The sequence below is a fragment of the Zoogloea sp. LCSB751 genome, assembly GCF_002028455.1.
GTDB lineage: Bacteria > Pseudomonadota > Gammaproteobacteria > Burkholderiales > Rhodocyclaceae > Zoogloea.
In genome coordinates this window covers 155,599-165,949 of sequence record NZ_MWUM01000011.1, presented here as the reverse complement: position 1 = coordinate 165,949, position 10,351 = coordinate 155,599, and the positions used below count along the sequence as shown (strand labels likewise).

Below are 10,351 nucleotides of genomic sequence, written 5' to 3'. Positions count from 1 at the left end.
TCGACTGGTATCGCGCCCGCTGGGAGATCGAACTGTTCTTCCTGGTGCTCAAGGAAGGCTGCCGGGTCGAGCGCCTGCAACTGGCCGACACGCGTCGCCTGCAAAGTGCGCTGGCGCTTTACATGGTGATCGCCTGGCGGATCAACCGCCTGATGCGCCTGGGTCGGAGCCTGCCCGATTTACCCGCCGACATGGCGTTCGAAGCCGATGAGTGGCGGGCCGCCTTTATCCTGAACAAGAAGCCCATCCCGACAGCCGTGCCCGCGCTGAACACCGTCTTGCGCCTGATCGCCCAGCGTGGAGGCTTCCTGGCCCGCCGACATGATGGTGAGCCCGGCGCCAAGACAATCTGGCTCGGTCTCCAGCAGCTGGCCGTCTTTGTCGAAGGCATGCGCCAGGCAAGGAAAATGGATCAGGGGTGAATTGTGTGTAAGGGGATGGGAATAACGGACGCGTCGTGGGTTACGACAACGCCCATGGCGGCCACCACCGCCATTACTTCGGCGTGGTGGAACTTGTGGACTTCGTGAGCTTCGAAGAGCGCTTCGAGCAGGACCGGATCATCTTGAGGGATTGCAAATGAGCAAGCTGACGATCAAAACGGCTATCGAAGACGATTTCTTCCAGCGGGGCCGCCAACTGGCACGCGCAGCGGATCGCGGTGAGGCGCTACCCAGCGAGAGCGCGATTGGTTTCGAGAACCCGGCGGATGTGGTGAAGCTGATCACCACTGCGCGGCTGGCCCTATTCCGCGCGATCAAGGAGATGCCCGGCTCGATCACCCAGATCTCGGAGCGCCTTCACCGGGACCGCAGCGCGGTCAAGCGGGATGTGGATGAGCTGGCGCGGGCGGGTCTGGTGACGGGTCTCGGAGAAGATCCTGCCAGGTCACGGCCGGATGAAGGAAGTTCGGGCCACTGCGCAGCGCATCAGCCTGATGGCGGAGGTCGCCTGACGGGCATACCAAGCCGGACCGTCTGGTCACGTTCTGGTCAGCGCTCAGTCAAAGCCGGTCCAATCAGATCCCGATACGGGGGCCCCGCGGGAAGAGATGCGCGTTCGCCGATCAAAGAAGTTGTTTTATTTTCAGGGCCTTGAATGCATGACGGAGCCACCCGATAGTCGCCGCTCGACGTTTTCGATCCCCATCGCCCGCTCCACATCGGATTCAAACAAAAAGGCCACTCCGCATGGAGTGGCCTTTTTTCTGTGCAAGACGTGGCAATCGGCAGACAGGATGGCATGCAGATGAGCCACGTAACCATCGCGCAGATTTCCCGTCAGCGCGGTCAGGGCGGCAGGACGTGCGCGAGATGAAATGGAATATGATTGATGCGCCATTCCCGTTTCCAGAGCGCATGTCGAGGGGAACGCAATTACGGATCGTCAGGGACGGAAGCGTGTAGGGATGCCACTCGTCGGATCCTGACCGGGATGCCTCACACTCAGAAAACAACACAAAATTGGCGACGCCAGACGTTCAGGGCCGGAAGCGAATCAGATTCGGTCGGTCCAAGTCGCGCAGCCGTCACCGAAGCAGAAAGCAGAAAACACGATGCGCACCAACCTTAAAGTACCGTTTGCCGAAAAAGACGAGGCCAAGCGCCTGGGTGCACGCTGGGACCCTGCGCGGCGCGTGTGGTACGTTTTGAACGTCACCGACCTGAGCGCCTTCGCCCGCTGGCACCCCTCCGCGGGAACAGAAGCGGCAGCCCCGGTAAGCGGAGGAACGTCAGGGGGCCAGAGCAAACCGGTAACGGCCGCGTCACTGGTCAAGGTCGGGGCGCTCTACTTCGAACTCAGCTGCGACTGCCTGCCGTGGGAAGGCTGTGCCAAGTGCCAGGCCATCATCGTGGCGACGGACTGGCGAAACGACGGAGCCCGTGCCGGCTGAACAGTCCGCAGCCTTTTAATGCCCCAGACTGTCCATTTTTGATGCAAATCCATGAGCCCATGGATTTGCATCCATGTATCCTCACAGGGAAAAATCAGACATACCAAGACAAAAGAGGAGACAAGCGAAATGGAGATCGTCAGACCTGGATTGATCACCGGGAACAGGATCATCGACCAGCAGCATCAGGAGATACTGACCCTCGCCCGGGAGGCCATGAGTTGCTTCGACGATAGCCGTGGCGGTAACTCCAGCGAGTTTCATGCGCTGCTGAACAACCTGACCACGCTGGCAGCAAGGCACTTTCAGACCGAGGAGGCCCTGCTCCGCCTGAACGCCTGCCCGACGCTCAAGGAGCACAAGAAAGAACATGCCGCGTTCAACGAGCGGATCCTCGATCTGCTGATGAAAGCCATGGCGGGGAACCTCGACCGCAGCGGGCTGTTGAGCGTCATGGAAGACTGGACCACACATCACCTGCTGGTATCGGACGCCGCGTGCTGCCAGTACATGCAGGAGCGGAAGCGCAGCAGCGATGCGGCCCGGCAGCAATAGCGGCGGCGTTTCCTCCCACGTGGAGTAAGCGCCAGGCATCAGGACGGCGGGCCCGCTGGGGCACCACGAGAACTTACATCAGCACCGGCTCGATACGCTCGCCGTTCGGCTCCATGCGCGCGGCAACCTGGGCCTTGGACGGCACGGGCTTCCTGGCGGCGGTTTTCGGCTCCGCCGAGGGCTTCATGCCCCGCCCCAGGCGCGCACCGAAAAAGCCGAACAAGCCACCGAAGACGCTGGCCACCAACGTGCCGATGATCGGCACCGGCGAGGCCGGCTGAGCCACCGACGCAGCCGGTGCGGCATGAGCCTTTTTCAGCTCGGCATGGGCCTGATTCAGGCCGCCGAGCTGACGGCCCAATTCCTCGACCCGGCTTTCCAGCTGGCGGTTCGAATTCTCGAGCTCGGTCATCCGCCGGACGACTTCCGGTGGAATCGCCGGAGCGGGTACCGCGGCAACCTTCCTGGCAACGGGCGGAGCAGCCTTGTCCCTGTGGGGGGCGGGCTTCACGGCCGTCCTCTTCGATGCAGCCTTGGCGGTCTTGGTGGCCGGGGCACTCTTGGCTGGGGGAGCCGCGTGATGCGCGGTTTCATGCTGGGCAGCCTGGGCGCCGAAGGAAACGGCCAGCGCCAGGCCCGGAAGGATATGACGATAAAGCATGGACTTCTTGTGCAATCGTTAGGTGCGCGCCACCGGGGCTGCCTGAGGCTCATCCTTGCGGCGCGAAGTCGGCGTCCATTCCCGAGCGGAACACGGGCAAACGCCGGAAGAGTGGTTTCGAAGTTGCGATTCTAAGCCTGATCATCGGACACCGGCTTGACCACGTCGCCGACGTGGAGTTCGCCCTGCGGCCTGGACACCACCCGGCTGTGCTCATCGACACCGGCCGTGATCTCGACCCAGTCGTCCTTGGTCCGCCCAAGGCTGACATCGATGGACTGGATCCTGTTGTCCGCATCGACGACCAGCACCCGTGCACTGCCCTTCTGTCGCAACACGGCGGCGACCGGCACGGCGAGAACCTTGCGCCGGCCCAGCAGGATGCTGCCGGAAACGTTCAGGCCCGCCTTGAGGTCGGTGTCCACCGGCAGGTCCACATAGACCAGACCGTTGCGACTCGCCAGATCGATGGTGGGGGACACCAGGCGGATGCGGCCCTTCACGTCGGGTCCGAGAGGACTTTCGACGGTGACATCCTGCCCCCGCGCCAGCTTGCCGAGCAGTTCGCCCTTCACTTCGGCGCGCCACTCCAGACGCCCCTGGCGGATCAGGCGGAACAGCTCGCTACCGGCCTGCACGATGGTGCCTTCCGCGGCAAAGCTGGCCGAGATCAGGCCGTCGTCCGGGGCGACCAGCGTCGCATACTGCAGGCGCAGCTGCTGTCGCTTCTCCTGCGCCCGAGCGGCATTCACGCGGGCTTCTGCAGTGTGTTTCTGGGTTTCGTACAGGGTCAGCTCCTGCTGGCTGACGCCACCCGACGGAGCCAGGCGCTTACCGCGCTCCAGCGTGGCAGTCGCTTGGGCCAGGGTCGCCTCGGCCTCGGCCACTTGGGCCTTCGCCGCGTCGATGTCGGTCTCCACCGTGGCCGCATCCAGACGGGCCAGCACCTGCCCCTTCTTGACCTGATCGCCGACGGTCACCAGCACACTGGACAGACGCAGCCCGCCCACTTCGGAGCCGATGCGCGTCTCCTGCCACGGCATCACGTTGCCGCTGGCGCGGATCAAATCAGGCCACACGGCGGATCTGGGATGCAGCCAGGACACCGAACGTGGTGCCGGCGGCGGTGGAGGCACTACGACGGCCGCCGCGGGCTTGACCGGCGGGGTCACCGCGGGGACCACAGTCCCCTGCTCCGCGCTCGAGAACGACGCGGAGCCAAGCAGCAAGGCCAGCGGCGTAGCCATGGCCAGCGCCGAAACGGTGCATTTTTTGAAGAAGGGTCGATTTACGGAAAACAAGATTGAAACCTCAATTCGGTGTGGACGCATCCGCCGCCACGGCACGCGGGGCCGGGTCGGCGTCGGACGCGTATTGCGCCCCGCCTCCGGTCGCCCGGTTCAACGCGATCCACGCCTGCAGGCGTTCCTGCTGGACGCTCAGATAAGTTTGCTGGGCATTGAGCATGGAGCGCCGGGCGTCCTCGAGCTCCAGCAAATTGCTGGCCCCCTCGCGGAAGCGGACTTCGACGGACTCGAAGAAACGCTGGTACTCGCTGCCGGAGATACGTGCATTCTCCGCCCTTTCATGGGCCGCCGCATACCGGGTAAGGGCGTCTTCCATCTCCTGGATGGCCTGGCGGATTCTGGCCTTGTAGTCGGCCAGCGCCTCGTCGTAGCGGGATTTGGCCAGCTCCACCGCCGCCTTGCGGCGCCCGCCGTCGAAGATCGGCAGGCTCACCGACGGCCCGAAGGACCACGACCCGAAGGACACGGTACCGCTGCGGCCACTACTGTTGGTCGCCGTGAAGCCGAAGTCCCCATTGAGGGTGATGCGTGGGTAACGGTCGGCCTCTGCCAGGCCGATGTCCGCCGATGCAGCGGCCAGGCTGCGCTCGGCGGAGCGGACGTCCGGCCGCTGCATCAGTGCGTCGCGGGGAATCGAAATGTCGAAATGCTTGGGCACCGGCAGGCGCTCCAGCCCGGTCGGCTTGTCCGCCATCGCCAGCATCAGCTCCGGCCGCGGAATGCCGGTCAGGCGCGTCAGCTGGTTCTCCAGGCGCTCGCACTGGGCCCGCGTCGCCGCCAGCTGGGTACGCGCCTCGGCCACCGACGCCGTGCTGCGTATGGCCTGGTAGGGCGCGGTGAAACCTTCCTTCACGCTGGCCTCGGTCAGCCGTGCGGTGGCCTCCCGCGAGCTCACGTCCTGCTCGCTGAGCGCCGCATAGGACTGGCAGGCCCGGTAGCTCAGGTAGGCGTCGGCCACATCCGCCGCAAGGCTCACCCGCGCATCGGCCAGCGTCGCCGCCTGCGCGGCCTCCCGCGCCAGTGCTCCTTCCCGGCCACGGCGCACGGCACCGAACAGGTCGATCTCCCAGGAAGAATTCATCGACAGCCAGGACTCGGTGAAACCCTTGCTCCCCGAGCTGCCGGACGCGCGCTGCACACTCCCCGCGCCATCCACCGTCGGCGAGGCTGCCGCATTGGCCTGGCCAGTCAGGGAGCGTGACTGGTTGAGCTTGGCCATCGCCGCCTCCAGCGTCGGGCTGCTCGCAAAGGCCCGCTCCACCATGTGGTCGAGCACCGGATCGGACAGCTCCGCCCACCAGGTGACCGGCGTCTCCTTCACCCCGGCGCCCTTGACGGAAGCGGGCGCCGGCACGTCCGAGCGGGACGTCCATTTGCCCGGCACGTCGGCCGACGACAACGCGGGAGAGGTGTAGTTGGGCCCCACCGCCGCACATCCGCCCAGCACGCACAGCCACGCCAGCGATGTCCAGCGAATGTCCTTCAGGGCTTGAAACAACATGTTCTTGAACTTGTACCTTCCGACGGCGCCGGGCGCCCTGCCCGCTCGCACATGTACGGGAAACGCCTCCACGCCAGACCGGCGAGAGTGCTAGCCCCCCCTCCCTGCTTCAAGTGAACTTTTGAAACAGCATGTGTCGGACTGGCCAGCGCGGAATGGGTTCCAATCCCGATCAGAACGGTACTGCGCTCTCGAAGCCCAACGGCACGCGCCGTTGCGGGTGGATCAGCGTGATGGCGGCGGCGTGGAGATGCAGGCGGCGGTGGCGGACGGCGCTGGCCGGCGGGGCGTAGAGGGGGTCGCCGAGGATGGGGTGGCCAAGGGACTGGAGATGCACGCGCAACTGGTGGGTCCGCCCCGTGACCGGTTTCAGTTCGACGCGGGTGACGGCGTCCGGCCCGGCACCGCGGCGTTCGACGACCCGATAGCGGGTCAGCGCGCGACGGCCGCGCTGCAGATCGACGATCTGATGCGGATTGCGCTGCGGGTCGGCGGCCAGCGGCAGGTCGATCTCGCCGGCGTCCGGCCCGAGGTCTCCATGCACCAGCGCTTCGTAGCGTTTGCCGACGATGCGCTGCTCGAAGGCGAGGTTCATGCGCCGCTGCATCTCGGCACCACGGGCCAGCAGGATCAGACCGGAGGTCGCCATGTCGAGGCGGTGCACCGGCAGCGCATCGGCGAACTGCGCTTGCACGCGGGCCACCAGGCAATCCTGCCGGTCTTCGCCGCGGGCCGGCATGGAGAGCAGGCCCGACGGCTTGTCGGCGACGATCAGCGCCTCATCCACGTAGACGATGACGACCCCCGGCGGCGGCACCGCCAGGTCCGTATCTCTCAGCTCCATTGGCTGCCAGCCAGTTGGTGGCGGCCGCGCAACACCGCCTTGTCGATGCGCATCGCCTTCACGTAGCGGCTGATCTGCTCGACAGCCGCGGGCACGTAGAGCCGCAATTCGTTCCGCGCCCGGGTGGCCGCCACATAGAAGCGATTGCTCTCCTCCAGCGGATCGCTGCCGGCAAGCGGAAAGGCGCCTTCCTCCAGAAAAGGCAGCAGCACGGCCTCGAACTCCTGGCCCTTGGCCGCCTCGACGGAACACAACAGCACCGTGTCGGACTTGCGCAGGCGCTCGGCCTTGCTCTCCGCCTGGCGCAGCCAGTGGGAGAACTCGCGCAGCGGCAGATCCTGGCGGCGGGCCACGTCGATGAAACCGTCGATGGAGCGGGCCACCAGCGCCGCCGTGGCGGGGGCCAGGAACAGCCGCCGGGCCACGCCCTTCAGATCGAGCAGCGCCACCGCCTGTTCGATCAGCGTGGCGGCGGGGGTGTCCGGCGGCGCAGCACGCAGCGCGGCGAGGGTATGGGCGAGGCGCTCGCGGGCGCTGCGCTGGGCGGGGCTTTCGTCGACAGTCGCCGCCTCCGCGTCGCGGACGCGCTGCAGCGCGTTGGCCTCGTGGTGCTGGCCGCTCTGGCGCAAGGCCTTCAGCTTGTCGAGGAAGCGGAACTCCTCCTGCAACTGCGCCTCGCCGGACTGGCCGGCGGCGCGCTTGTCGGCGCGGGTCTGGGGCTTGAGCAGCGTGCCGTCGAGGAAGGCCTCGAACAGCGAGGGCTGGGCGGCGGCGGTCTTCAGCGCCGCATCGTCGAGACGCTCGGCGCCCCATTCGAACTGCTGCCATTGCAGCAAGGCCTGCAGCACCTGCAGGCGCTTGTCGACACCGGGGATGGAGTCGTAGTCCTGCAGCGCGAAGGCGATGACGCCGCGCAGCATCAGCACCTCGGAGCGCAGCAGATAGCTCGCCAGCCCCTCCATGCGCCAGCCGATGCCGGCCTCCAGCAGCGCGCTCTCGATCGAAATCGACTGGTAGGGCGCGCGCAGGATGATCGCGCACGCCGCCAGTCGGCCGCCCTGCTTCTTCCAGTCGGCCAGGTCTGTCGCCACCTGCGCGGCGACGGCCCGGTGATCGGCACAGGACGACACGCGCAGCACCGTCTCGTGCTCGCGCCCGGAATCCACAGCCTTGTTCTTCAGCGCGGCAGTGGCCGCCGCCAGCGGCGGGCCGTAACGGTAGCTGCGGGTCAGCGGCAGGCGCACGACGCCGGGCCAGCCCTGGCCGAAACGGGTATGCAGGAAATCCGTGCCGGCGCCGGCCCAGCGGTGGATCACCTGGTCGAAGTCGCCAGCGCCGGTGAAAAAAGCCTTGCCGCGCATCAGCAAGGCTTCCAGCACCGCGTAGCTGGCCGGATTCATGTCCTGAAGTTCGTCCACCACCACGATGCGGTAGGCCGGCAGCTCGATGGGACGGTCGGAGTCGCCCAGCCGGCGTGCCAGGTCGTAGGTCGCGTCGAATTCGGCGCGCCAGCGCGGTACATCCTCAAGGCCCGAGCGCAGCGCCTCCAGCGCGCCGTGCAGCAAGAAGGCGGCAAGCGGGACGTCGAAGCGCTCGGCACAGTCCTCGACGCTCTCCTCGTCGTCGCCGCCGGGCGGCACCAGGCGCGCCTTGAGGCGACGCGACAGCTCGAGGAACTCGAAGATCGGCTCGTTGTGTTCGGGCAGCCACAGCTCCCGCGGGTGGCGCCTCGCCGCGTTTTCAGCCTGCAGGCGCGCGGCCGCGATGCGCACCTGGGGCGCCAGGGCTTCCGGTGTGTCGAGCCACGGCGCCTCCGCCCCTTCGGCATGGAGCAGCACCTGGCGGGCGAACGCGTCGAAGCTCAGGCATTTGACGCGCCGCGCACTGCGCTCGTCCACGCCGATGTCCACCAGGCGGGCCTGCAGCACCCGTGCAGCCTCGGCGGAGAACGTGAGGGCCAGGATGCTCTCCGGCCACACGCCGCGGGTGATCGACTCGGCGATGCGCAAGGCCAGCGTGGTGGTCTTGGCCGCCCCGGCGTTGGCCATGGCGATCACGTAGCGCGCGCGGCAGGTCTGGATGTCGCGCTGTTCAGCGGTGGGCACAATGCCGACGGGGACGAACTGGGGCGCGGAAGGCGGGCTCGGCGAAGTCGAAGTACGGGTCATGGCGGATCGTCGGCAGGGCCGTGGCGGAGACGGAACCGGACTGTAGCGGGACGCGTGTTCGGGGGGAAGCGCAGAGAAGGAGTGGTGCGTCCTGACGGAGTCGAACCGCCGACCTCCACGATGTCAACGTGGCGCTCTAACCAACTGAGCTAAGGACGCATACCCGGGCAATGACTGCCTGTGCGTGGCGCGGATGGCTTTGCACTGGGGAAGGGCGCGCATTATAGCCGCCCGGCGCCGCTTTGCAAGCCCCCGCAGGGCACTCAGCGCACAGCGCCCGCATCCCGGTGCTGCACGGCGATCTGCTCGAACTGGTCGGCGACCCGCAGGAAGGCATCCACCATGTCCGGGTCGAACTGCCTGCCACGCTCCTCGGCGATGATCGCAACGACCTTCGAATGAGGGATGGCGGGCTTGTAAACCCGCCGGGAGATCAGTGCGTCATACACGTCGGCAACCGCCATCAGGCGTGCCGACATGGGAATCTCGGCCCCCCTGAGGCCCTGCGGATAGCCCTCGCCGTCCCAGCGTTCGTGGTGGCTGTAGGCGATCTCCAGCGCGTAGTCGAGGTAGGAACGGTTGTCGGCGGTAGCCCCGGCGATCGCCTTGGCGATGGCGTCGCGCCCGTAGGCGCAGTGGCTCTGGATGATCAGGCGCTCCTCGGCGTCGAGGCGCCCGGGCTTGAGCAGTACCGCGTCGGGGATCGCCACCTTGCCCACATCGTGCAGGGCTGCCGACTTGGTAATCAGCGCGATCGCCTCGTCGTCGAGGAAGGGGGCGAAGTCAGGGTGGCCCTGCAGCGCCCGCGCCAGCACGCCAACGTAGGCCTGGGTACGCAGAATGTGGTTGCCGGTTTCGTTGTCGCGCACTTCGGCCAGGGTGCACAACGCAGTGATGATCGCGTCCTGGGCGTTGATCAGCTGCTGGCCGCGGCGCACCACCTCGCGGGTCCGTTCGGCGACCAGTTCCTCCAGCTCCTCGTTGCGCCGCAGCAGTTGCCGGCTGGCATCCGCCAGGGCCAGGTGGTTGCGCACCCGCGCCAGCACCACCGGTGGCGAGAAGGGCTTGTGGATGAAGTCCTCGGCGCCGAGGGACAGGCCGTAGGCCTCGTCGGTGTCGCTCTCCAGGCTGGACAGGAACAGGATCGGAATGTCGCGGGTGGCCGCGTCGGCCTTCAGCTGGCGGCACACTTCGAAGCCATCCACCTCGGGCATCATCACGTCGGTCAGCACCAGGTCGGCCCGACCGCCGGTCTTCACGTAATCGAGCAGGCTACGGCCGTCGGCGAAGGCGTGCACCTCGAAGCGCTCCTCGAGCATTTCTTCGAGCACCAGCAGGATGGCAGGCTGGTCATCGGCGATCAGGATGTGGCGCTTGTAGGGCATCACCGATTCTCACGAGGCACGGGATCGTTCGGTTTT

The 10,351-nt window shown here is 66.6% G+C and carries 12 protein-coding genes and 1 tRNA gene; 5 read left to right on the top strand and 8 right to left on the bottom strand.

Translation table 11 applies throughout. The annotated features are described in order from the left end of the window. The 3 genes from B4920_RS14325 to B4920_RS14315 form a co-directional block, all read left to right on the top strand. The coding region (locus tag B4920_RS14325) for an IS4 family transposase (protein WP_305847118.1) at window positions 1–422 on the top strand (422 nt) is incomplete at its 5' end. 35 nt (window positions 423–457) lie between these two features. Then, window positions 458–583: a hypothetical protein gene (locus B4920_RS30765; RefSeq protein ID WP_256376088.1), complete on the top strand. Its 126-nt coding sequence runs from the start codon at window positions 458–460 to the stop codon at window positions 581–583. After that, window positions 580–1,098: a MarR family transcriptional regulator gene (locus B4920_RS14315; RefSeq protein WP_216819877.1), complete on the top strand. Its 519-nt coding sequence runs from the start codon at window positions 580–582 to the stop codon at window positions 1,096–1,098. The genes B4920_RS30765 and B4920_RS14315 overlap by 4 nt, the downstream gene beginning before the upstream one ends. Here the strand turns inward: B4920_RS14315 and B4920_RS28825 are convergent. Next, window positions 1,087–1,341 carry a hypothetical protein gene (locus tag B4920_RS28825; RefSeq protein ID WP_139379514.1) on the bottom strand — a complete coding sequence of 85 codons (255 nt, stop codon included), beginning with the start codon at window positions 1,339–1,341 and terminating at the stop codon, window positions 1,087–1,089. The two genes, B4920_RS14315 and B4920_RS28825, sit on opposite strands and share 12 nt — an antisense overlap. A gap of 214 nt (window positions 1,342–1,555) precedes the next feature. Here B4920_RS28825 and B4920_RS14310 point away from each other — a divergent pair, with 214 nt between their 5' ends. After that, a complete protein-coding gene (locus tag B4920_RS14310) occupies window positions 1,556–1,894 on the top strand; it encodes a DUF5710 domain-containing protein (protein WP_079435374.1) in 339 nt (112 codons plus the stop codon). A 129-nt stretch (window positions 1,895–2,023) separates the two neighbouring features. Continuing rightward, entirely contained in the window at window positions 2,024–2,449 is a 426-nt protein-coding gene (locus tag B4920_RS14305) for a bacteriohemerythrin (protein ID WP_161493307.1), read from the top strand. A gap of 73 nt (window positions 2,450–2,522) precedes the next feature. Here the strand turns inward: B4920_RS14305 and B4920_RS14300 are convergent, their stop codons facing one another. From B4920_RS14300 to B4920_RS14270, 7 genes are all read right to left on the bottom strand, one after another. Beyond that, window positions 2,523–3,110, bottom strand: coding sequence for a hypothetical protein (locus B4920_RS14300; RefSeq protein WP_139379513.1), 588 nt, complete (start codon window positions 3,108–3,110; stop codon window positions 2,523–2,525). Between the two features lie 131 nt (window positions 3,111–3,241). After that, complete coding sequence (locus tag B4920_RS14295) at window positions 3,242–4,357, bottom strand: efflux RND transporter periplasmic adaptor subunit (RefSeq protein ID WP_161493306.1); 1,116 nt, start codon at window positions 4,355–4,357, stop codon at window positions 3,242–3,244. A gap of 64 nt (window positions 4,358–4,421) precedes the next feature. Next, entirely contained in the window at window positions 4,422–5,918 is a 1,497-nt protein-coding gene (locus B4920_RS14290; protein ID WP_079435370.1) for an efflux transporter outer membrane subunit, read from the bottom strand. A 172-nt stretch (window positions 5,919–6,090) separates the two neighbouring features. Further along, window positions 6,091–6,762 (bottom strand): RluA family pseudouridine synthase, encoded by a 672-nt coding sequence (locus tag B4920_RS14285; protein WP_079435369.1) that lies wholly within the window; start codon window positions 6,760–6,762, stop codon window positions 6,091–6,093. Further along, the gene (locus B4920_RS14280) at window positions 6,753–8,930 is read right to left on the bottom strand and encodes a UvrD-helicase domain-containing protein (RefSeq protein WP_079435368.1); all 2,178 of its coding nucleotides are present in this window, start codon (window positions 8,928–8,930) and stop codon (window positions 6,753–6,755) included. Before B4920_RS14280 ends, B4920_RS14285 begins: the two co-directional genes overlap by 10 nt. An 82-nt stretch (window positions 8,931–9,012) precedes the next feature. Beyond that, a tRNA-Val gene (locus B4920_RS14275) sits at window positions 9,013–9,089 on the bottom strand. A gap of 104 nt (window positions 9,090–9,193) precedes the next feature. Continuing rightward, window positions 9,194–10,315 (bottom strand): HD domain-containing phosphohydrolase, encoded by a 1,122-nt coding sequence (locus B4920_RS14270; protein ID WP_079435367.1) that lies wholly within the window; start codon window positions 10,313–10,315, stop codon window positions 9,194–9,196. Window positions 10,316–10,351 lie beyond the last annotated feature (36 nt).

Coding starts and splice junctions, on each gene's coding strand:
- B4920_RS14315 (WP_216819877.1), top strand. CDS start 580: ATGAGCAAGCTGACGATCAAAACGGCTATCGAAGACGATTTCTTCCAG.
- B4920_RS28825 (WP_139379514.1), bottom strand. CDS start 1,341: ATGGCGCATCAATCATATTCCATTTCATCTCGCGCACGTCCTGCCGCC.
- B4920_RS14310 (WP_079435374.1), top strand. CDS start 1,556: ATGCGCACCAACCTTAAAGTACCGTTTGCCGAAAAAGACGAGGCCAAG.
- B4920_RS14305 (WP_161493307.1), top strand. CDS start 2,024: ATGGAGATCGTCAGACCTGGATTGATCACCGGGAACAGGATCATCGAC.
- B4920_RS14300 (WP_139379513.1), bottom strand. CDS start 3,110: ATGCTTTATCGTCATATCCTTCCGGGCCTGGCGCTGGCCGTTTCCTTC.
- B4920_RS14295 (WP_161493306.1), bottom strand. CDS start 4,357: ATGGCTACGCCGCTGGCCTTGCTGCTTGGCTCCGCGTCGTTCTCGAGC.
- B4920_RS14290 (WP_079435370.1), bottom strand. CDS start 5,918: ATGTTGTTTCAAGCCCTGAAGGACATTCGCTGGACATCGCTGGCGTGG.
- B4920_RS14285 (WP_079435369.1), bottom strand. CDS start 6,762: ATGGAGCTGAGAGATACGGACCTGGCGGTGCCGCCGCCGGGGGTCGTC.
- B4920_RS14280 (WP_079435368.1), bottom strand. CDS start 8,930: ATGACCCGTACTTCGACTTCGCCGAGCCCGCCTTCCGCGCCCCAGTTC.
- B4920_RS14270 (WP_079435367.1), bottom strand. CDS start 10,315: ATGCCCTACAAGCGCCACATCCTGATCGCCGATGACCAGCCTGCCATC.